Source organism: Streptococcus sp. 3874, from assembly GCF_013276425.1.
Classification (GTDB): domain Bacteria; phylum Bacillota; class Bacilli; order Lactobacillales; family Streptococcaceae; genus Streptococcus; species Streptococcus pseudopneumoniae.
In genome coordinates this window covers 1-25,588 of the sequence record NZ_VMLA01000004.1, presented here as the reverse complement: position 1 = coordinate 25,588, position 25,588 = coordinate 1, and the positions used below count along the sequence as shown (strand labels likewise).

The window sequence follows — 25,588 nt, the reverse complement described above, 5'->3', positions numbered from 1 at the left end:
CTCACAAGAAAACGTATATCATCAAAGTTTTAGGCCACTTGATAATATGCGTTTTTTGAATTTTATAGACTGCTCGTTTAAACTCTATTTACCTCGTACATTCCGGAGCGAGACGGAATATTAGCCACATACAAAATGAGTACTATTCGGATTTTATTTTCGTGTACAATTTCAGCTATTCTTGTTATAATCAGCCTATAGGAATCAAGGAGGTGATTGTTATGGCTGTTTTTGTGTCTTTGGATGGAATTGTGGTAGAAGTACTTGATGTCTTTTCTTCTTTTAATGGGGATAGTGAGTTTTTCTTGTGTAAACGTCTTAAAGACAAGAGTCAGTTTGTTATGGAACGCTCTCGGTTCGAGGAGATGTTCCAACTTCAAAGTAGTCACTTGACGACGCAAGAAAAATTACAATTGTTTACCTCCGTGTTTGCTGGCCGTTTTGATGTTTATGCTAAGAGTTTTATCAATGATCAAGGGAAAATTCAGTATTTTCCATCCTATGATTATGGTTGGAAGCAGTTGTCACCTGAAAAACGGAGTTTCCAGACATTGACGGATTCCGTTTTGAAATCTCATTTTCGTGGGGAGACAGCTATCGGTATCTTTCCTATGCACTTAGATGATAGCTGTTATTTTTTGGTACTTGATTTGGATGAAGGAGATTGGAAAGAAGCTGGTTTAACCATTCGAAGAATAGCCAGGGAACGCCAGATGGAAGCCCATTTAGAGATTTCTCGTTCGGGTCACGGACTCCATATTTGGTTCTTCTTTGAGGAAGCGATTCCGAGTCGAGAGGCTCGCTTGTTTGGAAAGAAACTGTTAGAACTGGCAATGCAGGAAAGTATGCAACTGTCCTTTGATTCTTTTGATCGCATGTTTCCAAATCAGGATGTTCTTCCTAAAGGTGGATTTGGTAATTTGATTGCCCTTCCTTTTCAAGGAGAAGCTTATCATCAAGGGCGAACGGTCTTTGTGGATGAACATTTTCAGCCTTATGAAGACCAATGGAGGTATCTACAAGAAATTCAGAGGGTTTCAACTGCTAAAGTGGCACTGTTAATCCAAGAGGAGTTAGGTAAGGAAGAATTGGATAAGGAGTTGAAGGTCGTCTTATCCAATATGATCCAACTTGAAAAATCGTCTGTGACACCCAAGACGCTGTTTTTCTTGAAAAATATGGCTTCATTTTCTAATCCCGAATTTTATTTAAAGCAGGCTATGCGACAGCCAACCTATCAAATTCCTGAGCGAATGTATTTATTTGGAGAATCCGATCATTATTTATGGCTGCCAAGAGGTTTGCTGTATCCATTGCAAGATAAATTTAATACTCTTCGAAAATCTCTTCAAACCACGTCAGCTTCGCCTTGCCGTACTCAAGTACTGCCTACGGCTAGCTTCCTAGTTTGCTCTTTGATTTTCATTGAGTATGAGCAGGGATCTGTGGAAGATAGGAGAAAGGTACAAAGGTCTATTAGAGTGGAATTTAAGGGAGAACTCACTTTTGAGCAAGAGTTAGCCCTGTCAGATATGACTTCTAAAGAAAATGGTTTACTTCATGCGGAGACCGGTTTTGGAAAGACCGTTTTAGGTGCTGCTCTTATCTCTGAACGGAAAACAAAAACAATTATCCTAGTTCATAATAGGCAACTCTTAGACCAGTGGCTGGATCGCCTAAAGTGTTTTTTGACTTTCGAAGAGGAAGAAGCTACCCGTTATACGCCATCAGGTCGTGAAAGGGTAATAGGCTATGTCGGGCAGTACGGTGGGACTAAGAAATGGTTGAGTGGACTGGTTGATGTCGTTATGATCCAATCTCTATTTAAGTTGGAAAATAGTCAAAGTCTTTTGGATGAGTATGAGATGATGATTGTGGATGAGTGTCATCATGTCTCTGCCTTGATGTTTGAAAAAGTTGTTGCTCAGTTTAGAGGGAAGTATCTTTACGGTTTGACGGCTACGCCTGAGCGTAAGAATGGTCATGAGCCTATTGTTTTTCAGAGAATTGGTGAGATACTCCATACTGCTGATAAGAGGGAAACGGATTTTAAACGGCAATTGCAATTAAGATTCACTTCTTTTGGTCATTTGGAGATTGAAAAGACCAAAGCAAGTAATTTTATACAGCTTAGTGATTGGATTGCTACTGACTCAGTGAGGAATCAGTTGATTATCAAGGATATTCTAGACCAAGTGGCAGAAGGGCGGAATATCTTGGTTCTAGTCAATCGAATTCAACAGATAGATGTCTTTGAAAAGTTATTGAAAGAGAAAGAGGTTGATGACTGTTATATTATTAGCGGAAAAACCAAAGTCCGAGATAGAACAAGTTTAATGGAGACGTTAGAACAGTTAGATAAAGGGTTTGTTTTATTGTCTACTGGAAAATACATTGGCGAAGGTTTTGACTTGCCTCAGCTAGACACGCTTATATTGGCAGCACCCTTTTCTTGGAAAAATAATTTAATTCAGTATGCAGGTCGGATTCATAGAAACTACAAGGATAAGTCTTTGGTGCGGATTTTCGATTATGTGGATATTCATGTTCCTTATTTAGAAAAGATGTTTCAGAAACGACAAGTAGCTTATCGAAAGATGGATTATCGTGTCATCGAGGGTGAGGAGAAACAATTCGTTTATGTTGATAGTAGATATGAGAAGGTGTTGAGAGAGGACTTGGCAGGGGAAAGACAGGAATGTCTGCTTATTTTACCTTATGTGCACCAGACAAAACTGATGAATTTTCTAAAAGAATTTAGGATTAGTCAAATTGAGATATGTATACCAGAGACGGTTGCAAATAAAGCATGGCTAGACCAGTTGAAGAGCCAGAAAATTAAAGTATCTTTTACTCAATCAAAAATAGTCACGCCTATTCTTTTGGTAAACAAGACCATTGTTTGGTATGGCGCAATGCCATTATTAGGGAAGGTAGATGAAATGACCATATTACGTTTGGAATCAGCTAGTATAGCTTCTGAACTAGTGGCAGGTTTACGATAGAGAAAACTTTTAAAAATTTCTATGTATGATTTTCATTTCTTTAGTGAGGCTGTTGACATTTTCACATTCGAATCACACAAAATAAAAAAATTTCTACAAGTACTTGACAAATAGATTGAAATATCATAAAATAAAAACGGTTACAGAGTTATTAATTATTTAAGCTTCATGTCACCATTAAAAATTGAAATAAAAGGATGTTATCACTAATACAAGTGAGCAGGAACCTATTTAATCACATCAGAAGAAGTTTCTTGATGTTTTTAAGTAGGTTCCTTTTATTTTAAAAGGGAAATTTTATGATCATAAAACGAATACTAAACCACAATGCCGTAATTGCGCAAAGTAAAAAAGATATCGATATTCTTCTTTTTGGAAGGGGAATAGCTTTTGGAAGAAAAATTGGAGATAAAGTAAATCCAATTGATATTGAGAAAAGTTTTTTTCTCAAAAATAGAGATAATATGACCCGTTTTACAGAGATGTTTATTAACGTTCCTTTGGAGTTGGTGTACATTACCGAAAAAATAATTAACCTAGGTAAAATAACATTGGGTAATAATTTTGATGAAATTATCTATATTAATTTAACGGATCATATTTCTTCGAGCATAGAACGTTATAAAGAAGGGATTATTATTTCGAATCCCCTACGCTGGGAAATCTCGAAATATTATAAAGAAGAATTTGAGCTTGGGAAAAGGGCTTTACAAATAATAAAAAAAGAGTTAGGTATTGAACTTCCAATTGACGAAGCTGCATTCATAGCGCTACATTTTGTTAATGCTAATTTAGAAAATAATTTTCAAGAGTCGTATAAAATCACTGAAATAATTATGGGAATTGAGAAAATCATTCAAGATTTCTATTGTACTGAGTTTAACCAAGATTCTATTGATTATTATAGATTCATAACTCATATAAAATTATTTGCCCATCGCTTGGTTGAAAATACAACTTATTGTGACGATGATGATGAAGACTTGTTAGCATTAATGAAAAATAAATATCCTAGAGAATATGAATGTGGTGAACAGGTGGCAATGTTTATACAAACTGAGTACAATTATTTGCTGACTTCTAGTGAATTAGTTTATTTGATGGCTCATATTCGTCGTTTAACAAAAAATTTAGATTAATAGAATAGGAGAATACCATGAGTTATAAAGATACAGTACAAAAAATCCTCGATGTAATTGGAGGCGAAAAAAATGTCAATAGAGTTACCCATTGTGTAACACGTTTAAGATTAGAATTAAAAGATGAAAATTTAGTCAATGATGATGATGTGAAGAAGATACCAGGTGTAATAGGTATTATGAAAAAGAATGGGCAATATCAAATTATACTTGGTAATGATGTAGCCAATTATTATAAAGAATTCATTAAACTTGGCAATTTTGAAACAGATTCAGTTGATCAAGGGCACAAAGGGAATATTTTAGAAAGAATCATTGAATATATCGCTGGTTCCATGACTCCAATCATTCCAGCAATGTTAGGGGGAGGTATGCTGAAAGTCTTGGTAATTATTTTACCAATGCTTGGTATATTGCAATCAGATTCTCAGACTATTGCTTTTTTGACATTTTTTGGGGATGCTCCATATTATTTCTTACCGCTGTTATTAGCTTATTCTGCATCACAAAAATTAAAAGTAACATCTACATTAGCTATGTCTGTAGCAGGTGTACTTCTCCATCCAAATTTTGTTCAAATGGTGCAATCAGGGAATCCTCTTAGTTTATTTGGTGTACCTGTGACACCAGCTAGTTATGGTTCGTCAGTCGTTCCAATTCTTATTATGGTTTGGTTGATGAAATATATTGAAAAAATGATTGCTAAATTAACACCAGCTGTTACTAAGAGTTTTTTGCAACCTACGCTAGTATTATTAGTATCAAGCTGTATTGCCTTAGTTGTAGTCGGACCTATTGGAGTAATTGTTGGTGAAGGATTATCAAATCTAGTTGGGCAAATGTATGGTGTAGCTGGATGGCTTACATTAGCTATTCTTGGCGCTATTATGCCATTTATTGTTATGACTGGAATGCATTGGGCTTTTGCACCTATTTTTTTGGCGGCATCTATTGCTACTCCAGACGTATTAATTCTTCCAGCAATGTTAGGGTCAAACTTAGCTCAAGGGGCTGCTTCGATGGCTGTTGCATTAAAGAGTAAAAATAATAATACAAAACAAATTGCTTTTGCAGCAGGTTTCTCAGCCTTACTTGCAGGGATTACCGAACCTGCATTATATGGTGTGACTTTAAAATATAAAAAACCGCTTTATGCAGCTATGATTGGTGGTGGATTAGCGGGATTATTTGCAGGTCTTACTAGTGTTAAAGCATATCTATTTGCTGTCCCAGCTTTGATAGCGTTGCCTCAATTTATTTATTCTGATGTGCCATCAAATATTGTAAATGCTTTAATTGTGGCAGTCATTTCGGTTGTTATTACCTTTGTATTAGCTTATATATTTGGAATCGATGAAGAAGGGAGTTCTAGCAATTTAGAAGTTGAAGTTGGAGTTTCAAATAAAAAAATGATATTTTCTCCTATATCAGGAGAAATCATTCCGTTAAGCGATGTCCAGGATAAAACATTTTCAGATAAACTAATTGGAGACGGAGTAGCGATTATCCCAAGTGAGGGTAAGGTTTATGCACCATTTGATGGGAAAATTACAAATATTTTTCTGACTAAGCACGCAATTGGATTGAAGAGTGATGAGGGTGTTGAGTTACTAATTCATATTGGATTAGATACTGTTGAGCTAAAAGGTCAAGGTTTTATTAGTCATGTAGAAGAAGGAGACAGAGTTTTCAAAAATCAGTTGATTTTTGAAATGGACTTAAATTTAATCAAGAGTAAAGGCTACGAAACAGTTACACCAGTAATTGTAACGAATACCAACGATTTTCTAGATGTATTAGTATTACCTAATAATCAGACAATCGAGCATTCTAAGGAATTACTGGTAATATTATAATGGAGGAAAGTTATGACCATTTTTCCAGATGATTTTCTTTGGGGTGGAGCTGTTGCAGCTAATCAAGTAGAGGGAGCATATAATGAAGATGGTAAGGGATTATCAGTTCAGGATGTGTTACCCAAAGGTGGATTAGGAGAAGCAACAGAAAATCCTACAGAAGATAACTTAAAATTATTAGGTATTGATTTTTATCATAAATATAAGGAAGATATATCCTTGTTTTCTGAAATGGGCTTTAATGTTTTTCGCACTTCTATTGCATGGAGTAGAATTTTTCCAAAAGGAGATGAGGAAGAACCTAACGAAGCTGGTTTGAAATATTATGATGAATTGTTTGATGAACTACATGCTCACGAGATAGAACCACTTGTAACTCTTTCACACTATGAGACTCCATTATATTTAGCAAGAAAATATCATGGATGGATTGATAGGAGAATGATTCATTTTTATGAAAAATTTGCTCGAACAGTTTTAGAAAGGTATAAAGATAAAGTTAAATATTGGCTTACATTTAACGAAGTAAACTCTGTTTTGGAATTACCGTTTACTAGTGGAGGAATAGATATACCTAAGGAGAATCTTTCGAAACAAGAATTATATCAAGCTATACATCATGAGTTAGTCGCTTCGAGTTTGGTTACAAAAATTGCTCGAGAGATTCATTCAGAGTTTAAGGTGGGATGTATGGTATTAGCTATGCCAGCTTATCCAATGACTCCAAATCCAAAAGATGTATGGGCGACTCATGAGTATGAGAATCTAAATTATCTATTTTCAGATGTGCATGTTAGAGGTTATTATCCGAATTATGCAAAAAGATATTTTAAGGAACATGACATTAACATAGAGTTTGCAGCTGAAGATGCAGAGTTATTAAAAAATTATACCGTAGATTTTTTATCCTTTAGCTATTACATGAGTGTGACTCAATCTGCTCTTCCAACACAGTATAATTCAGGACAAGGGAATATTATTGGTGGTTTAGTAAATCCTTATTTAGAGTCTTCTGAGTGGGGATGGCAAATTGATCCAATTGGACTACGTATAATTTTAAATAGATATTATGACCGTTATCAAATCCCATTATTTATAGTAGAAAACGGATTAGGTGCTAAAGATCAACTAATAAAAGATGAATTTAATAACTTAACAGTCCAAGATGATTATAGAATTCAGTATATGAAAGAACATTTATTGCAAGTAGCTGAAGCTCTACAAGATGGTGTGGAAATTATGGGCTATACGTCTTGGGGATGTATTGACTGCGTTTCTATGTCCACTGCACAGCTTTCTAAGAGGTACGGTCTCATTTATGTTGATCGAAACGATGATGGAAGTGGTACATTCAATCGATATAAGAAAATGTCCTTTACTTGGTATAAAGGAGTGATTGAATCAAATGGAGAATCCTTATTCAAATAGTTTGTTTATTGATGATTAGATATTATCACGGTTAAGGCAGCATCTCATTAAATATGAAATAAAGAGGTTTGGAAGACATCAAATTCTAAACCTCTTTATTTTATAGGGGGATTAATTAATTTAATTTTGTTACAGAGAGCCGATTATAAATAGTTAACTTAGGATAGATTGGTTATATATAGTAGACTGAATCTAAAATAGTACGAAACAATTGCTAAAACGTTTATAGAAATTAATTTTACTTTCCCAATCGATTTGTTTTCATCTTATTTCAATCCGCTATAAAGTTAGATAAGAATAAGCTAACAAGCAGAAGTAAGATAGGTCTTGCAAGAATGGTAAAAATCTGATAAACTAAGTAGTAATTGAATAGGAATCTGAAAGACTAGTAGCCCAAGGGAAGTATATCAGGGAGGAGAGCCGTGACTGCAAGCTCTCTATATGAAAGCTGGGTGAATTCACTTGCGCATGGATTTAGAAATGAAGGTCTGACTTGTCAGATGAAAACGGATGGTACCGCGTGTCAACGCTCCGAGTGGAGTTTTTGGCATGTGGTTTTCTTTTTATCTACGAGCGACTGATGGAGGAATTATGTCAACTATTGAAGAACAATTAAAAGCGCTTCGTGAAGAAACGCTGGCTAGCTTGAAGCAGATTACTGCTGAAAATGAAAAAGAGATGCAAGATTTGCGTGTCTCTGTCCTTGGTAAAAAGGGTTCGCTCACTGAAATCCTCAAAGGGATGAAAGATGTTTCTGCTGAGATGCGTCCAATCATTGGGAAACACGTCAATGAAGCTCGTGATGTCTTGACAGCAGCTTTTGAAGAAACTGCTAAGCTCTTGGAAGAAAAGAAAGTTGCAGCTCAATTAGCAAGCGAGAGTATCGATGTGACCCTTCCAGGTCATCCAGTTGCGACTGGTCACCGTCACGTTTTGACACAAACTAGTGAAGAAATCGAAGATATCTTCATTGGGATGGGTTACCAAGTCGTGGATGGTTTTGAAGTGGAGCAAGACTACTATAACTTTGAACGTATGAACCTTCCCAAAGACCACCCAGCCCGTGATATGCAGGACACATTCTATATCACAGAAGAAATCTTACTCCGTACTCACACGTCTCCAGTTCAAGCGCGTGCTATGGATGCCCATGATTTCTCTAAAGGTCCTTTGAAAATGATCTCACCAGGGCGTGTGTTCCGTCGCGATACGGACGATGCGACCCACAGTCACCAATTCCACCAAATCGAAGGCTTGGTAGTTGGGAAAAATATCTCTATGGCTGACCTTCAAGGAACCCTTCAGTTGATTGTGCAAAAAATGTTCGGTGAAGAGCGTCAAATCCGTCTGCGTCCATCTTACTTCCCATTCACAGAGCCATCTGTTGAGGTGGATGTTTCTTGCTTCAAGTGTGGTGGAGAAGGCTGTAACGTATGTAAGAAAACAGGTTGGATCGAAATTATGGGGGCCGGTATGGTTCACCCACGTGTCCTTGAAATGAGTGGTATCGATGCGACTGTTTACTCTGGATTTGCCTTTGGTCTTGGACAAGAGCGTGTAGCCATGCTCCGTTACGGAATCAACGATATCCGTGGATTCTACCAAGGAGATGTCCGCTTCTCAGAGCAGTTTAAATAATGATTAGAAAAGTAGAAATGGTAGATGTTGAGGTGTTGGCTAAAATTGCCAAACAAACCTTTCGTGAAACATTTGCTCATGATAATACGGAAGAGCAGTTACAGGAATACTTTGAAGAGGCTTATAGTCTGAGAGTTTTATCAACTGAGTTGGAAAATCCTGACTCCGAAACCTATTTCATTATGCATGAAGAGGAGATAGCTGGTTTTCTCAAAGTCAACTGGGGAAGTGCTCAAACTGAGAGAGAATTAGAGGACGCTTTTGAAATTCAACGCCTCTATGTGCTACAAAAATTCCAAGGATTTGGATTCGGTAAGCAACTGTTTGAATTTGCTCTTGAACTTGCTACAAAAAATAGTTTTTCTTGGGCTTGGTTAGGTGTTTGGGAGCATAATACAAAAGCTCAAGCGTTTTATAATCGATATGGTTTTGAAAAATTTAGCCAACATCATTTTATGGTTGGTCAAAAAGTAGATACGGATTGGTTACTGCGAAAGAAATTAAGGTAAGAAGAGAATTCTTCTATTGAAATGATAGGAAAGGAAAAGAACCAGTGTGGCAATGGTCATTCTGGAGAACTAAATTATGCTTGTATCTTATAAATGGTTAAAAGAATTGGTGGGCATTGATGTGCCATCACAGGAGTTGGCTGAAAAAATGTCAACCACAGGGATCGAGGTCGAAGGTGTCGAATCACCAGCTGCCGGTCTTTCAAAAATTGTCGTCGGTGAGATCTTGTCCTGCGAAGATGTGCCAGAAACTCACCTTCATGTTTGTCAGGTTAACGTTGGCGAAGAAGAAGAGCGTCAGATCGTTTGTGGTGCCCCAAATGTGCGTGCAGGCATCAAGGTTATGGTGGCTCTTCCGGGAGCTCGTATCGCTGACAATTACAAAATCAAAAAAGGAAAAATCCGTGGCTTAGAGTCACTTGGAATGATCTGTTCACTTGGTGAATTGGGTATTTCTGACTCAGTTGTACCTAAGAAATTCGCAGATGGTATTCAAATTTTGCCAGAAAATGCCGTTCCAGGTGAGGAAGTCTTTTCATATCTAGACTTGGATGATGAAATCATCGAACTTTCTATCACACCAAACCGTGCAGATGCCCTTTCTATGCGTGGAGTGGCTCACGAAGTGGCAGCCATATATGACAAGGCAGTCAACTTTAAAGAATTTACTTTGACAGAAACAAATGAAGCTGCGACAGATGCCCTTTCTGTGGGCATTGAGACAGGCAAGGCGCCTTACTATGCAGCTCGTATCTTGGACAATGTGACTATCGCACCAAGTCCACAATGGTTGCAAAACCTTCTCATGAACGAAGGCATCCGTCCCATCAATAACGTTGTAGACGTGACAAACTACATCCTGCTCTACTTTGGTCAACCTATGCATGCTTTTGACTTGGACACATTTGAAGGGACTGACATCCGTGTGCGTGAAGCGCGTGCTGGTGAAAAATTGGTGACCTTGGACGGTGAAGAACGTGACTTGGACGTGAATGACCTAGTCATCACTGTTGCAGACAAGCCAGTAGCCCTTGCAGGTGTCATGGGTGGTCAAGCAACAGAAATCTCTGAAAAATCTAGTCATGTTGTCCTTGAAGCTGCTGTTTTCAATGGCAAATCTATCCGTAAGACAAGTGGTCGCCTGAACCTTCGTTCTGAGTCATCTTCTCGCTTTGAAAAAGGAATTAATGTGGCAACAGTTAATGAAGCCCTTGATGCGGCAGCTAGCCTGATTGCGGAACTTGCAGGTGCGACGGTGCGTAAGGGCATCGTTTCAGCGGGTGAGCTTGATACTTCAGATGTAGAAGTTTCTTCAACCCTTGCTGATGTTAACCGTGTCCTCGGAACTGAGCTGTCTTATGCTGATGTAGAAGACGTCTTCCGTCGTCTTGGCTTTGGTCTTTCTGGAAATGCAGACAGCTTTACAGTCAGAGTCCCATGTCGTCGTTGGGATATCACAATCGAAGCTGATCTCTTTGAAGAAATCGCTCGTATCTATGGATATGACCGCTTGCCAACCAGCCTTCCAAAAGACGATGGTACAGCTGGTGAATTGACTGTGACACAAAAACTCCGCCGTCAAGTTCGTACCATTGCTGAAGGAGCAGGTTTGACAGAAATTATCACCTATGCTCTGACAACTCCTGAAAAAGCAGTTGAGTTCACAGCTCAACCAAGTAACCTTACTGAACTCATGTGGCCAATGACTGTGGATCGTTCAGTCCTCCGTCAAAATATGATTTCAGGGATCCTTGATACCGTTGCCTACAACGTGGCTCGTAGGAATAAAAACTTGGCCCTTTATGAGATTGGAAAAGTTTTTGAACAAACAGGCAATCCAAAAGAAGAACTTCCAAATGAAATCAACAGTTTTGCCTTTGCCTTGACAGGCTTGGTTGCAGAAAAAGATTTCCAAACAGTAGCAGTTCCAGTTGATTTCTTCTATGCTAAGGGAATCCTTGAAGCGCTATTTTCTCGCTTGGGATTCCAAGTAACTTATACAGCAACATCTGAAATCGCTAGCCTTCATCCAGGTCGTACAGCTATGATTTCACTCGGTGACCAAGTTCTTGGTTTCCTTGGTCAAGTGCATCCAGTCACTGCTAAGGCCTACGATATTCCAGAAACGTATGTGGCTGAGCTCAACCTTTCAGCCATCGAGGCTGCCCTTCAACCTGCTACTCCATTTGTGGAAATCACAAAATTCCCAGCAGTTAGCCGTGACGTTGCCCTTCTCCTAAAGGCAGAAGTCACTCACCAAGAAGTTGTGGACGCTATCCAAGCTGCCGGTGTGAAACGCTTGACAGATATCAAACTCTTTGACGTCTTCTCAGGCGAAAAATTGGGACTTGGTATGAAGTCCATGGCTTATAGCTTGACCTTCCAAAATCCAGAAGACAGCTTAACGGACGAAGAAGTCGCACGATATATGGAAAAAATCCAAGCGTCTCTCGAAGAAAAAATCAATGCAGAAGTGCGTTAAACGATAGTATGATACAAATTCCCCCTCTAGTTTATGAACACTAGAGGGGTGATTTTATATAATACTCAATGAAAATCAAAAAGCAAACTAGGAAGCTAGNNACGAAGTCAGTAACCATATGTCTAAGGTAAGGCGATGCTGATGTGGTTTGAAGAGATTGTCGAAGAGTATAAAATAATTAAAATGTGATTTCTGTAAAAATACATCTATGATCAGAGTTTTGAAAACTTACAATGTCTAAATCTTTAACATAGTAGTGGTTTTTAGGCAATAAAATATGATCTATTGTTGCATTAAAAAGTTTTGGACTTTGGCTATTCCAAGTTCCTCTTTCAAAAGGTGGTAGTACATTTAATGCGTCCCTATGAGAGCTTATTTTTGCAAGTGCTCCATGACGCATAGTTGCATTAAAATCACCTGCAATAATAGCCTTTGGATATTTTGAAGCCAATTGATTATGAATGATGGTTAAGTCTTGCTTCCAGATTTCCATTAAACCTGGCAGAGGAGGAGCAGTATGCAAAGCAATGATATCTGGTATATTTTGTTTTCTCGAATGTAATACAATTGTCCCGAACCGTGTTGTATGGAAAGTTTTAGCTTCTGTATAGAAACCATAACTTTTCTTGACAATCACAGTCACAGGAGCTATTCCACTATCAGTAGGTGGAGAAGTAAAAATATCATAGTTGGCTATAGAAAGTCCAACTTGATGAAACAATAGTTTGATTCTCTGGTTTTCTTGCTCACCTCTAATATTGGTAGCTAGTTCAGGGAATATAGCCATATCGGCATCAAAATGGCTAAAAATTCGCTCAATATGTTGTGCTTCTATTTGATTAGCGACGTTCCAAGTTACTAATTTTAAGGTTTTAGTCTTATTTGATACGGAAGAAAGGGTTTTATCTGTTCCGAATAATAGTAATATGAACGATAGTAAGAGCAAGATGCTAGAATAAAACCGTATTTGTTTATTTTTCTTGTAAAAAGATAGGGAAAAAAATACGAAACTTAAAATAGAAACCATAGTTGCAGTAGCTAAGGGGAAGGCATAAATCTGTGCCAAGATAGGTCTGGTAGATAGCCAAATATTAAGATTAGAAGATGGAAAAAAAGAATAAGCTATGATAGGGATAGCAAAGAGAATGACAGAAAAGGCAGAGAGAAATATTTTAATCATTGTGTGAGTACCTCAATTTGCAATGCTTGCTCGGAGCTAATGTGACTTTGTGACTTTACTTGATTGATATTCTTTTTCTTGTCTTCCTCATAGATTAAGTACAACCCAAGTAAAAAAGTTCAATTTAAGATTGAAATGATTAAAAGGCACAGAAATGCAAGACAATTATACTACAAAAGGCAAACATTTGACAATCGATAGCCGTCGCTTAATCGAATGATGGAAAAAAAGAAGGAAAATCAAATAGAGAAATTGCCTCTCTACTTGGAAAAGCTCCTCAAACTATCCACACTGAAATTAAGCGTAGGACAGTCCGAAAATGTCTTGGAAAAGGGTGCTTCAAAGAGATTTATTCTGCCGACTATGCTCAACAGTCTTATGAAAATAATCGCAAGCAATCGGTCAAGAGATCAAGCTTGACCAAGGAACTAAAGGAAAAGATTCTCCACTATACATAACCAAAACATAACCAAAAATTTTCGCCTGAAATGATGGTGATGGCTAAAGGGGTTAACGTGGGAATTTCAACCATTTATTATTGGATTCATCGTGGAAAATTGGGGTTAAGCAAGCAGGATCTGCTTTACCCTAGAAAAGGAAAATCTGTTAAGAAACAAGTTAGTCCCAATTTTAAACCCGCTGATTAATCTATCGAATCATAATTCGCTCATTTTTTCAAAAAATACATAGATCTAAAAGAAAGAGGGGTAAGTGATGAAGAATAGTGCTATTGGGAGTAATTGGAAGGATGTCTATCTGAGCTCTTTAGCAAGGAGGAAATCCTTGAAAGTGATATGCGAGTAGCTATCATGAGCGAGTTGATTGAAGCCAGAAATAAGCAAGGAATCAGTCAGAAAAAGCTAGAGGAACTCAGTGGAGTGAGTCAGCCTGTCATAGCTAGGATGGAAACAGGTAAGACTAGTCTTCAGTTGGACACAGTCTTAAAAGTCTTAGCCAGTCTAGGAAAGATACTAGCAGTCGTCCGACTTGAACAGGGAAAAAGTTGACTAGAATCAGTTATAGTCTTTTCTAATAACAAGCCATAGTCACTTATAAGAATTACTAATAACGCGTTTGAACCGTCTAACTGAAATAAAGCTATAAAACAAGCTATACAAAGGATTTGAGACGTTTGCTTCAAGTCTTTTTCTTTTGTCCGAAACAGATATATAGTTTCAAACTATATCAAACCCTAATTTTTTACAATTATACAGACGCTTTCTTTTCTGTTAAGATAGTTTCAACAACAAATTTTGGAGGACACATCATGTCAACTACAATCATCGGTTTCCCTCGTTTGGGTGAATTCCGCGAATTAAAATTTACAACTGAAAAATACTTTAGAAAAGAAATCTCAGAGGAAGAACTTTTAGCAGCAGCAAAAGACTTACGTGCTAAACACTGGAACATTGTCAAAGAAAAAGGCATCACTGAGATTCCATCAAATGACTTTTCTCACTATGATAACTTCCTAGATGCAGCTTTCCTTTTCAACGTGGTACCTGCTTCAGTTCAAAACTTGGACTTGTCTGACCTTGAGCGCTACTTCGCTTTGGGACGTGGTTACCAAGGAGAAAAAGGGGACGTTCGCGCCCTCCCAATGAAGAAATGGTTTAACACTAACTACCACTACATCGTTCCTAAATTTGAAAAAGACACTCAAGTCAAACTTGCAGGTCACAAGATTTTTGATGAGTTTCAAGAAGCCAAAGAACTTGGTCTCAACACTCGTCCTGTTCTTGTAGGTCCCTTCACTTTCCTTCAATTGTCAGACTTTGAAGAAGGCGTGAAAGCAGACGACTTCGTAGATAGCTTAGTGGCTACTTACCAAGAAGTTTTTGCTAAATTGGCTGAACTTGGTGCAACTCGCATCCAATTGGATGAAGCGGCTCTTGTAAAAGACTTGACAGCTGAAGAAAAAGCTCTCTTCTTGAACCTTTACAACAAACTCTTGGCTGACAAAAAAGGTCTTGAAGTCTTGCTTCAAACTTATTTCGGTGATGTTCGTGACGTATACGCTGACCTTGTAAACTTGCCAGTAGATGCTATCGGTCTTGACTTTGTTGAAGGTAAGAAAACTCTTGAACTCGTTAAAGGTGGCTTCCCAGCTGACAAGACTCTCTATGCAGGTATTGTCAATGGTAAAAACATCTGGCGCAACAACTACGAAAAGAGCTTGGCTGTTCTTGAGCAAATCCCAGCTGAAAACATCGTTTTGACAAGCTCATGCTCACTTCTTCATGTGCCATTTACAACAGCTAACGAAGAATTTGAACCAGCTATCTTGAACCACTTTGCCTTTGCAGTTGAAAAATTGGATGAAATCCGTGACTTGGATGCTATCCGCAATGGTCAAGGTTCAGAAGCTCTTGCAGCCAACAAAGAACTCTTTGCGACTGAGCGTGTTGGTGAAAATGCTGAACTTCGTGCGCGTATCGCTGGCTTGACAGACACAGACTACACTCGTTTGCCAGCCTTTGCAGAACGTGAAGCTATCCAAGAAGAAGCTTTCAAACTTCCAGCTCTTCCAACAACAACGATTGGTTCATTCCCTCAAACAAAAGAAGTTCGTGCCAAACGTTTGGCTTACCGTAAAGGTGAATTGTCTCAAAAAGAGTACGACGCTTTCCTTGCTGAAACGATCGATGAATGGATCAAGTGGCAAGAAGATATTGACTTTGATGTCCTTGTTCACGGTGAATTTGAGCGTAATGACATGGTTGAGTACTTCGGTCAAAACTTGTCAGGATACCTCTTCTCTAAAAATGGTTGGGTACAATCATACGGTATGCGTGGGGTGAAACCACCAATCATCTGGGGTGATGTCACTCGTCTTAACCCTATCACTGTTAAATGGTCTAGCTATGCACAAAGCCGTACAAACAAACCTGTTAAAGGTATGTTGACTGGACCTGTTACCATCCTCAACTGGTCATTCCCACGTGAAGACATCTCTATCAAGGATTCTACTCTTCAAATCGCTCTTGCTATCAAGGATGAAGTTCTTGACCTTGAAGCTGCTGGCGTGAAGATCATCCAAATCGACGAGGCTGCTCTTCGTGAGAAATTGCCACTCCGTCGTAGCGACTGGTACGAAGACTACCTTGACTGGGCAATTCCTGCCTTCCGCTTGGTACACTCAACAGTAGCGCCAGACACACAAATCCACACTCACATGTGTTATTCAGAATTTACAGATATCATCCCAGCTATCGACAACATGGATGCAGACGTTATTTCCTTTGAGGCTAGCCGTTCAAACCTTGAAATCTTGGACGAACTCAAAGCGAAAAACTTCCAAACAGAAGTGGGACCTGGGGTTTACGATATCCACTCTCCTCGTGTGCCAAATGAAGGCGAAATCGACAATACAATCGAAGCCATCCTTGCTAAAGTGCCAAGCAAGAAAGTTTGGATCAACCCTGACTGTGGTTTGAAAACACGTGGTATTCCAGAAACAAAAGAAAGCTTGATCCGCCTTGTTGAAGCAGCGAAAGCTGCGCGTGAGAAATTGTAAGATTAGATTTCTCAAGAAGCGCTGTTTGGTCAATCTGCCTGTTTCACTTGGATTCTAGGAATCCAGCTAACGAAAAAAATTAACTAGAAAAGGATAATGACTATGTCACGCCAAACACCGTCACTCTCATTTGAAGTGTTCCCTCCCAACCCAGCCGTGGGTAATGATAACATTATTTCTGCCCTTCAAGATATGCAGGAGTTGACTCCCCACTTTATCAGTGTAACTGCCAGCAATAATAAATTTAATATCAAGGAAACGACGGTCCGTTTGGCTGATTTTATCCAAAATGACTTGGCGATTCCGACCATTGCCCACTTGCCAGCCATCTATTTGACTAAGGACAAGGTGGCTGAAACCATTGCGGACTTGGACAAGGTTGGGGTGCAGAAAATCTTGGCTCTTCGTGGGGATATTATTCCAGATGTGGAGCCGCAAAAGGATTTCCGCTATGCAACGGACTTAATTGAGTTCATCAAGGAACAAGCTCCTCACTTTGATATTGTTGGTGCTTGCTATCCAGAAGGGCACCCAGATTCGCCAAATCAGATTTTAGATATTCAAAATCTCAAGAAGAAAGTGGATGCAGGTTGTTCGAGCCTCGTAACCCAGCTTTTCTTTGATAATGAGCGCTTCTATGATTTCCAAGACAAGTGCATCTTGGCTGGGATTGATGTTCCCATTCATGCAGGGATTATGCCAATTTTGAATCGAAATCAGGCTCTCCGCCTCTTGAAGACTTGTGAGAATATCCATCTTCCACGCAAATTTAAATCCATCTTAGACAAGTATGAGCATGACCCTGAGTCGCTCAGAGCAGCAGGACTTGCCTATGCAGTGGACCAAATCGTGGACTTGGTAACTCAGGATGTTGCCGGTGTGCATCTCTACACTATGAACAATGCGGATACAGCAAAATACATCCACCAAGCAACACATGCCTTGTTTAATCATCAGTCTCTAGGATAATAAAAAGAAAACCATTCTTCTCAAGTGAGGGGAATGGTTCCTTTTTAATGGTAAAGACCGCACTTTTTAAGAAAAATATGATAAAATAGACTTTGTACGTACTTGATACAAAGATGAGGGTATTTGGGTTTCAAAGGCTTTGTCAATTCTCAATTTTATGACAGAAATTTTTTCATAATTTGTTCTTTTCAGTATTTAGTTTGAGCGACACGAACGAGTCAAATCGATATCATTTGACGAGAGAGTTAGTAAAGCATTTAGCTAATCGCCTGATAGCGATTAGCGTGAAAGGATTAGATGCTTTAGCATCAAACCTTTCTAATGATTTGTATCTTGAGTAATTGAACACGGGCTAAATCCCTAGTGAAAAAGATAGATTTCCTGGTGCGCATCGCACACTGCGTCAATCTCCTATTTTCATACGGGATTCTTCACGCCCTTAGTATCTTGATTTTTGTAGGCAAGGCGTATAATTTCATCAATCCAAAGGGGATTAAAATGACAAAACAAGTGTTTCAAACGACTTTTGCGGGTCGTGAGTTAATTGTAGAGACTGGTCAGGTTGCTAAGCAAGCAAATGGCGCAGTTGTCGTGCGTTACGGTGAGTCAACTGTCTTGACTGCTGCCGTTATGTCTAAGAAAATGGCAACTGGGGATTTCTTCCCTCTTCAAGTCAACTACGAAGAAAAAATGTATGCAGCTGGGAAGTTTCCTGGTGGCTTTATGAAACGTGAAGGACGTCCTTCAACGGATGCGACCTTGACAGCGCGTTTGATTGACCGTCCAATCCGTCCTATGTTTGCGGAAGGTTTCCGTAATGAAGTCCAAGTCATCAACACTGTGCTTTCTTATGATGAAAATGCTTCTGCACCAATGGCTGCTATGTTTGGTTCATCCTTGGCACTTTCCATTTCAGATATTCCATTTGACGGTCCAATCGCTGGTGTCCAAGTGGGTTATGTAGATGGCCAAATCATTATCAACCCAAGTCAAGAACAAGCAGAGCAATCGCTTCTTGAATTGACAGTAGCTGGTACTAAACACGCTATCAACATGGTAGAGTCTGGTGCTAAAGAATTGTCAGAAGAAATCATGTTGGAAGCCCTTCTTAAAGGGCACGAAGCAGTCAAAGAATTGATTGCCTTCCAAGAAGAAATCGTTGCTGCTGTCGGTAAAGAAAAAGCAGAAGTGGAATTGCTTCATGTGGATGCGGACTTGCAAGCTGAAATCATCGCAGCCTACAACAGCGACCTCCAAAAAGCGGTTCAAGTAGAAGAAAAATTGGCTCGTGAAGCTGCTACTCAAGCAGTTAAAGACCAAGTGACTGCTGTTTATGAAGAAAAATATGCAGACCACGAAGAATTTGACCGCATCATGCGTGATGTGGCTGAAATCTTGGAACAAATGGAACACGCTGAAGTGCGCCGTTTGATTACAGAAGACAAGGTACGTCCTGATGGTCGTAAGGTCGATGAAATCCGTCCTTTGGATGCGGTTGTTGACTTCCTTCCTCGTGTGCACGGCTCCGGTCTCTTCACTCGTGGACAAACTCAGGCTCTTTCAGTCTTGACCTTGGCTCCGATGGGAGAAACTCAAATCATTGATGGTTTGGATCCAGAGTACAAGAAACGCTTTATGCACCACTATAACTTCCCTCAATATTCTGTAGGGGAAACAGGTCGTTACGGTGCGCCAGGTCGTCGTGAAATCGGTCACGGTGCTCTCGGTGAACGTGCTCTTGCTCAAGTCTTGCCAAGCTTGGAAGAATTCCCATACGCTATCCGCCTAGTAGCAGAAGTCTTGGAATCAAACGGTTCTTCATCTCAAGCCTCTATCTGTGCGGGTACTCTTGCCCTTATGGCTGGTGGTGTGCCAATCAAGGCGCCAGTAGCTGGTATTGCTATGGGACTTATCTCAGATGGAAATAACTACACAGTCTTGACAGATATCCAAGGTTTGGAAGATCACTTTGGAGATATGGACTTCAAGGTTGCAGGTACTCGTGATGGGATTACAGCCCTTCAAATGGATATCAAGATCCAAGGGATCACTGCAGAAATCTTGACTGAAGCCCTTGCCCAAGCCAAGAAAGCTCGTTTTGAAATCCTTGATGTGATTGAAGCAACCATTCCAGAAGTCCGTCCAGAATTGGCTCCAACTGCTCCGAAAATTGATACGATTAAGATCGATGTGGACAAGATCAAGATTGTCATCGGTAAGGGTGGAGAAACCATCGACAAGATTATCGCTGAAACAGGTGTTAAGATTGATATAGACGAAGAAGGAAATGTGTCTATCTACTCTAGTGACCAAGATGCTATTAACCGTGCCAAAGAAATTATTGCTGGTTTGGTTCGTGAAGCCAAAGTGGATGAAGTTTACCGTGCTAAAGTCGTTCGTATCGAGAAATTTGGTGCCTTTGTTAACCTCTTTGATAAGACAGATGCCCTTGTTCATATCTCTGAGATGGCTTGGACTCGTACCAATCGTGTAGAGGATTTGGTAGAAATCGGGGATGAAGTTGATGTTAAGGTTATCAAGATTGATGAAAAAGGCCGTATCGATGCCTCTATGAAGGCTCTTCTACCTCGTCCGCCAAAACCTGAGCATGATGAAAAAGGTGAAAAGTCTGAGCGCCCTCACCGCCCACGTCATCACAAGGAACACAAACCTAAGAAAGAATTTACAGAGACACCAAAAGATTCAGAGTAAGAAAAGGAGAAATGTATGGGGTGGTGGCGCGAAACCATTGATATCGTAAAAGAAAATGATCCAGCGGCCCGCACCACTTTGGAGGTTTTGCTGACTTATCCAGGTGTCAAGGCCTTGGCGGCCCACCGTCTCTCGCATTTTCTCTGGAAGTACGACTTCAAACTCCTGGCTCGTATGCACAGTCAGTTCTGGCGCTTTTGGACTCAGATTGAGATTCATCCAGGTGCCCAGATTGATTCAGGTGTCTTTATCGACCACGGTTCAGGCTTGGTGATTGGAGAAACAGCGATCGTTGAAAAAGGCGTTCTTCTTTATCACGGGGTGACTCTTGGTGGAACTGGTAAGGATGTTGGAAAACGCCATCCGACCGTTCGAAAGGGAGCTCTCATATCGGCTCATGCCCAAGTCATCGGACCAGTGGAAATCGGTGAAAATGCCAAGGTTGGTGCAGCAGCAGTTGTCGTGGCAGATGTACCTAGTGATGTGACGGTTGTCGGTATTCCGGCTAAGATTGTCCGCCTTCATGGTAAGAAGGATGAGCCTGTCATTCACGAAGTCGAAGAAAAACGAGAGTATTATGTTAATAAACTCGAGCAGGCTAAAGAAGCCAGTCATAGATCGTCTGGTTTGTAGAGGATACCTATATGATTCAAGCAAGAAACAAGTTAAGCCAAGAGGAGTTATCTGAGGCGAAAAAACTAATTAACTGTTGCCAAAACTATGACGGTACCTATCGTGATCCCTATCTCTCTAACATGCTTAATTTTGACCCAAACATGCCCGCCTTTTTCCTTTATTATGAAAAAGGCGAACTTGTTGGTCTCTTAACTGTTTATGCAGATGATCAAGATGTGGAAGTGACGATACTGGTTCATCCAGATCATCGCCGTCAGGGAATTGCGCGTGTTTTGTTTACGAGTTTTGAGAAAGAAACAGCTTCTTTCTCTATTTGTTCAGTCACTTTTCAGACAGAGCGTATTTTTCTAGAGCGTCATCCTGATTTTGTCAATAATTGGGGATTGGTCGAGGATGAAGAGACAGAAACTTGGTTAGGTAAGGATAGAAAACCTTATCCGTTAGGAAATGTTTCCAATCTTTCCAATCTTGAAGTTTTGTTAGCAGATAGTTCGTATCAGGATCAAATTAGTCAGTTAAAATTTCAGGCATTTTCAGAGGAACATGAATCTAGAGAAGTTGTGGATAGATATGTCGCTGAAGCTCTGAAGGATCCAGAAAGTCGCTTGTATATTTTGTTAAAAGACGGTCAGGTTATTGGAACTTGCACGGTAGATTTATCGACTAATACGAATTACTTCTACGGTTTAGCAATATTGGAACCTGAACGTGGGAAAGGCTATGGAAGCTACTTAGCAAAATCCCTTGTCAACCAACTAATTGAGCAAAATGATAAGGAGTTCCAAATTGCAGTAGAGGATAGCAATGTAGGTGCCAAACGTTTGTATGAAAAAATTGGCTTTGTCAAACAGACTCAGGTGGTTTATCTGAATGAGAAAGGAGTAAGGGATTCCGAAGTGTAGAGATATTCGGACTGAAATTCAATTGAACTCTTAGTGATGAAACTAAGTGTTCTTTGATTTTGGTTTTCCTGACTATTATTTTATGATTAAAATCTACGACACCATGTCTCGTGATTTGCGAGAATTTGTCCCAATCGAGGACGGCAAAGTCAAGATGTATGTTTGTGGACCAACCGTCTACAACTATATCCACGTGGGGAATGCCCGTTCAACGGTGACTTTTGATACCATTCGTCGCTATTTTGAGTATCGTGGTTATGAGGTTGCCTATATTTCCAATTTTACGGATGTAGATGATAAGATAATCAACCGTGCCAGGGAAGAAGGCATCACGCCTCAGGAGGTTGCGGACAAGTACATCGCTGCCTTTCGTGAGGATGTGACGGCCTTGGGCGTCAAACCTGCGACTCGCCATCCGCGTGTGGTGGAGTTTATGGCAGACATCATCCGTTTTGTGGAAGACTTGATTGAAAAAGGCTTTGCCTACGAGAGTCAAGGGGATGTTTACTTCCGTGTGGAAAAATCCCATAACTATGCCAAATTGGCTAATAAAACCTTGGAAGATTTGGAGCTAGGTGCTTCAGGTCGTATCGATGAAGAAACGGCTCGTAAGGAAAATCCTGTAGACTTTGCCCTATGGAAATCTTCCAAACCAGGTGAGATTTCTTGGGATAGTCCTTGGGGACCTGGACGTCCGGGTTGGCATATTGAGTGTTCAGTCATGTCGACAGAGATTTTAGGTGATACCATTGATATCCACGGTGGTGGAGCTGACCTAGAGTTTCCACACCACACCAATGAAATTGCCCAGTCTGAAGCTAAAACAGGCAAGACTTTTGCTAACTACTGGATGCACAATGGCTTTGTCAATATCGACAATGTCAAAATGTCTAAGTCCTTGGGTAACTTCATTACGGTACACGATGCCCTTAAAACTCTTGATGGGCAAGTACTTCGATTCTTCTTTGCGACCCAGCACTACCGTAAGCCTATCAACTTCACGGAAAAGGCAGTTCGCGATGCCGAGACCAATCTCAAGTATCTGAAGAATACTTATGAGCAACCATTTACAGGAAACGTGGATGCCCAAGAGTTACAAAACTTTAAAGATAAGTTTGTAGCAGCTATGGATGAAGATTTTAATGCTGCCAACGGTATCACAGTTGTCTTTGAAATGGCCAAATGGATCAACTCAGGGAACTATGATGCAAGTGTCAAGCAAGCTCTTGCAGATATGTTAGAAATTTTTGGAATTGTCTTTGTTGAGGAAGCTTTGGATGCAGAGATTGAAGACTTGATTCAAAAACGCCAAGAGGCGCGTGCCAATCGTGACTTTGCGATAGCGGACCAGATCCGTGATCAATTGGCTGCTCAGGGAATTAAGCTCCTTGACACCAAGGATGGAGTGAGGTGGACACGTGATTGATGTCAATCTCATTAATGGGATTGCGCTAGCCTTTGAAGGAGATGCGGTTTATTCCATGTATATTCGTCGTCACCTCATCCTCAAAGGCATGACCAAACCCAATAAACTCCATCAAGAAGCGACCAAGTATGTGTCGGCCAAGGCTCAGGCTCGCCTGATTTCCCTCATGTTAGAGGAGCAAGTCCTAACGGAAAGAGAAAAAGAAATCTACAAACGTGGCCGCAATACCAATAGCCACACAAAGGCTAAAAATGCCGATGTGGTGACTTACCGCATGTCCACAGGTTTTGAAGCTGTGATGGGCTATCTCCATATGACTGAAAATCTGGAACGTCTTGAGAGCTTGATTTGGTGGTGCATCCAAAAAGTGGAGGGCTAGGACATGATGACAAAAGAACTACAAGACTGGTTTCCTGAGGCTCAGATTTCAGACCAACCAGTAGAGAAAGAGGGCTATCTCACTCTCCCTTTAGCTTCTCAGCAGTGGATTTTGCTGGAGAAAGCTGGGCTCAGTGAGCGTGAAAAGCAGTTGATTTCCCTTTTGACCCAGCAGGAGCAGGCTCGTTCGCTCAATCCTTGGTATTCCTATCTGATTGAGGGGAAGGGTCAGGCACCGCAAACTTTTAAAAAGATTCAGTTGGTGTATTGCCATCTTTCCTATTTTCAGCAGGAAAATCTGGCTTCTTGGCTAGATATGATGCGGACTCTTTTTCCGAATTGTCAGACGGTGCTTCAGGTCGGAGCTCAGGATTATGTTTTCGTGCTGCAACAAGATAAGTACACCTCTGTACGTTCAATCTTATCTGATACGATTGAAGCGGTTGAGTATGACTTTGGACTTCGTCTCTCTATCATGTTAGGCCAGGTTTGGTCTCAGGCAAGACATCAAGCCCTATCAGACTTGATTAAAGCAGAGAGAGATTTGTTTAAGACTTGGTGGCGTCAGGGTCACCAAGGTGTTCATACTTTTTCACAGCTCTATCTTTGGAGTATGGGAGAAAGGCTCGTGGACTTGAAGCCAATCAAGGAATGTCTACACCAGATGATTTTGGATCAAGATCAGATTCAGGAAATCATTCTCTCCCTTTGGGAAAATAGTGCTGTCCTAACAAAAACAGCCCAGCAACTCTATCTGCACCGCAATTCTCTCCAATACAAAATTGATAAATGGGAAGAATTGACAGGGCTTCAGTTGAAAGAGTTGACCGACTTGACCTTGTGTTATCAATTGATTTTAGGTTCTTTGTCAACTATAGTTGGTTTGTAAAGAAGTTAATATTTGGAGAAGAGGATTGCCATCTTCTCCATTTTTATGTGCAGAGTTATAGTGGATTGAGGCTGTCAATCGAAAGTGATGATGTCCCAAAAAAAATGGTGAGATTGAGGGCAATTATTTTGCTTTCATCAGGGATTGCATGTTTTGGTTTTCGATTTCTGTTTCCGTGTCTGAAGGCTTCTTTTCCTTTCTGTTGATAGGCTAGTAGCAGACGATTGATTTGTCTTTTAGAAAGATTGAGTTCGACACAGGCTCGATTCTTTGTTTTCTTTCCTTGGTCTATAGCTTTTATCACAAGATATTTTTTCGTTTCATTCATATTCAGTTGGATCCTTTTCATACGACTATTTTATCAAATGGGACATTTTCACGTTCGATTTACTAAAGACATTATCACATTCGAATTACAAAACCTAAAAAATCAAATGTTTTTCCTTGCAAAATTCGGGGGGGGGGTGGTATAATTGCTACTAGACTGTATACTCTTCATAGGAGGTACAGTGGGGTAAATAGTCGTAAGTTGCTATTTATATATTAGACTTTCCTGCGAAACAATATATGGTATAATAGTTCTATGGATTATGAAGCAAGTGAACAACTAACTGATGCACAATTTAAGCGTCTTGTTGGTGTTCAGCGTACCACTTTTGAAGAGATGTTAGCTGTATTAAAAACAGCTTATCAACTTAAACACGCAAAAGGTGGAAGAAAACCTAAACTAAGCCTAGAAGACCTTCTTATGGTCACTCTTCAATATGTGCGAGAATATCGAACTTATGAACAAATTGCGGCTGATTTTGGTATCCACGAAAGCAACTTACTCCGTCGGAGCCAATGGGTTGAAGTAACTCTTGTTCAAAGTGGTTTTACGATTTCAAGAACTCCTCTCAGTTCTGAGGACACGGTAATGATT

General features: G+C 39.9%; 18 protein-coding genes and 2 pseudogenes. 18 read left to right on the top strand and 2 right to left on the bottom strand.

Annotation, left to right across the window (positions count from 1 at the left end; translation table 11 throughout):
- Positions 1–221: 221 nt before the first annotated feature.
- The 7 genes from HT703_RS11535 to pheT all read left to right on the top strand — a co-directional run bounded on the left by HT703_RS11535 (position 222) and on the right by pheT (position 12,057).
- Complete coding sequence (locus HT703_RS11535; RefSeq protein ID WP_054392953.1) at positions 222–3,005, top strand: DEAD/DEAH box helicase family protein; 2,784 nt, start codon at positions 222–224, stop codon at positions 3,003–3,005.
- 299 nt (positions 3,006–3,304) lie between these two features.
- Positions 3,305–4,144 (top strand): PRD domain-containing protein, encoded by an 840-nt coding sequence (locus HT703_RS00360; protein WP_000584530.1) that lies wholly within the window; start codon positions 3,305–3,307, stop codon positions 4,142–4,144.
- A 17-nt stretch (positions 4,145–4,161) separates the two neighbouring features.
- Positions 4,162–6,000, top strand: a complete 1,839-nt coding sequence (locus HT703_RS00355; RefSeq protein ID WP_054392952.1) for a beta-glucoside-specific PTS transporter subunit IIABC — start codon at positions 4,162–4,164, stop codon at positions 5,998–6,000.
- A 12-nt stretch (positions 6,001–6,012) separates the two neighbouring features.
- Positions 6,013–7,428 (top strand): glycoside hydrolase family 1 protein, encoded by a 1,416-nt coding sequence (locus tag HT703_RS00350; protein WP_000151847.1) that lies wholly within the window; start codon positions 6,013–6,015, stop codon positions 7,426–7,428.
- Positions 7,429–8,019: 591 nt separating this feature from the next.
- A complete protein-coding gene (pheS, locus tag HT703_RS00345) occupies positions 8,020–9,066 on the top strand; it encodes a phenylalanine--tRNA ligase subunit alpha (RefSeq protein WP_050265989.1) in 1,047 nt (348 codons plus the stop codon).
- Positions 9,066–9,575, top strand: coding sequence for an N-acetyltransferase (locus HT703_RS00340; protein WP_000619957.1), 510 nt, complete (start codon positions 9,066–9,068; stop codon positions 9,573–9,575). Before pheS ends, HT703_RS00340 begins: the two co-directional genes overlap by 1 nt.
- 76 nt (positions 9,576–9,651) lie before the next feature.
- A complete protein-coding gene (gene pheT / locus HT703_RS00335; RefSeq protein WP_054392951.1) occupies positions 9,652–12,057 on the top strand; it encodes a phenylalanine--tRNA ligase subunit beta in 2,406 nt (801 codons plus the stop codon).
- 178 nt (positions 12,058–12,235) lie between these two features.
- Here the strand turns inward: pheT and HT703_RS00330 are convergent, their stop codons facing one another.
- Positions 12,236–13,237 (bottom strand): endonuclease/exonuclease/phosphatase family protein, encoded by a 1,002-nt coding sequence (locus HT703_RS00330; RefSeq protein WP_054393151.1) that lies wholly within the window; start codon positions 13,235–13,237, stop codon positions 12,236–12,238.
- Positions 13,238–13,391: 154 nt separating this feature from the next.
- On the opposite strand from HT703_RS00330, the pseudogene HT703_RS00325 reads away from it, so the two are divergent.
- From HT703_RS00325 to HT703_RS00280, 10 genes and pseudogenes are all read left to right on the top strand, one after another.
- Positions 13,392–13,881: pseudogene (locus HT703_RS00325) on the top strand (helix-turn-helix domain-containing protein); the annotation flags it as partial.
- A gap of 96 nt (positions 13,882–13,977) precedes the next feature.
- Positions 13,978–14,244, top strand: a complete 267-nt coding sequence (locus HT703_RS00320; RefSeq protein WP_054393152.1) for a helix-turn-helix domain-containing protein — start codon at positions 13,978–13,980, stop codon at positions 14,242–14,244.
- 260 nt (positions 14,245–14,504) lie between these two features.
- On the top strand, positions 14,505–16,754 hold the full coding sequence (gene metE / locus HT703_RS00315; RefSeq protein WP_054393153.1) for a 5-methyltetrahydropteroyltriglutamate--homocysteine S-methyltransferase: 2,250 nt from the start codon (positions 14,505–14,507) through the stop codon (positions 16,752–16,754).
- A gap of 102 nt (positions 16,755–16,856) precedes the next feature.
- The gene (metF, locus tag HT703_RS00310; RefSeq protein ID WP_023933248.1) at positions 16,857–17,723 is read left to right on the top strand and encodes a methylenetetrahydrofolate reductase [NAD(P)H]; all 867 of its coding nucleotides are present in this window, start codon (positions 16,857–16,859) and stop codon (positions 17,721–17,723) included.
- A 498-nt stretch (positions 17,724–18,221) separates the two neighbouring features.
- Positions 18,222–20,435, top strand: coding sequence for a polyribonucleotide nucleotidyltransferase (pnp, locus tag HT703_RS00305; RefSeq protein WP_023933246.1), 2,214 nt, complete (start codon positions 18,222–18,224; stop codon positions 20,433–20,435).
- Positions 20,436–20,450: 15 nt separating this feature from the next.
- Positions 20,451–21,068, top strand: coding sequence for a serine O-acetyltransferase (gene cysE, locus HT703_RS00300; RefSeq protein WP_023933244.1), 618 nt, complete (start codon positions 20,451–20,453; stop codon positions 21,066–21,068).
- An 11-nt stretch (positions 21,069–21,079) separates the two neighbouring features.
- A complete protein-coding gene (locus HT703_RS00295; RefSeq protein ID WP_023933242.1) occupies positions 21,080–21,973 on the top strand; it encodes a GNAT family N-acetyltransferase in 894 nt (297 codons plus the stop codon).
- An 82-nt stretch (positions 21,974–22,055) separates the two neighbouring features.
- The gene (cysS, locus tag HT703_RS00290) at positions 22,056–23,399 is read left to right on the top strand and encodes a cysteine--tRNA ligase (RefSeq protein ID WP_166727951.1); all 1,344 of its coding nucleotides are present in this window, start codon (positions 22,056–22,058) and stop codon (positions 23,397–23,399) included.
- The gene (locus tag HT703_RS00285; RefSeq protein ID WP_000567930.1) at positions 23,392–23,778 is read left to right on the top strand and encodes a Mini-ribonuclease 3; all 387 of its coding nucleotides are present in this window, start codon (positions 23,392–23,394) and stop codon (positions 23,776–23,778) included. The genes cysS and HT703_RS00285 overlap by 8 nt, the downstream gene beginning before the upstream one ends.
- A gap of 3 nt (positions 23,779–23,781) precedes the next feature.
- Positions 23,782–24,666 (top strand): PucR family transcriptional regulator, encoded by an 885-nt coding sequence (locus tag HT703_RS00280; protein WP_000988345.1) that lies wholly within the window; start codon positions 23,782–23,784, stop codon positions 24,664–24,666.
- Positions 24,667–24,793: 127 nt separating this feature from the next.
- Here HT703_RS00280 and HT703_RS00275 read toward each other — a convergent pair.
- A pseudogene (locus tag HT703_RS00275) lies at positions 24,794–24,994 on the bottom strand (helix-turn-helix domain-containing protein); the annotation flags it as partial.
- A 255-nt stretch (positions 24,995–25,249) separates the two neighbouring features.
- Here HT703_RS00275 and HT703_RS00270 point away from each other — a divergent pair.
- Positions 25,250–25,588, top strand: a 339-nt coding sequence (locus HT703_RS00270; RefSeq protein WP_172929806.1) for a transposase family protein, incomplete at its 3' end; no start/stop codon positions are given.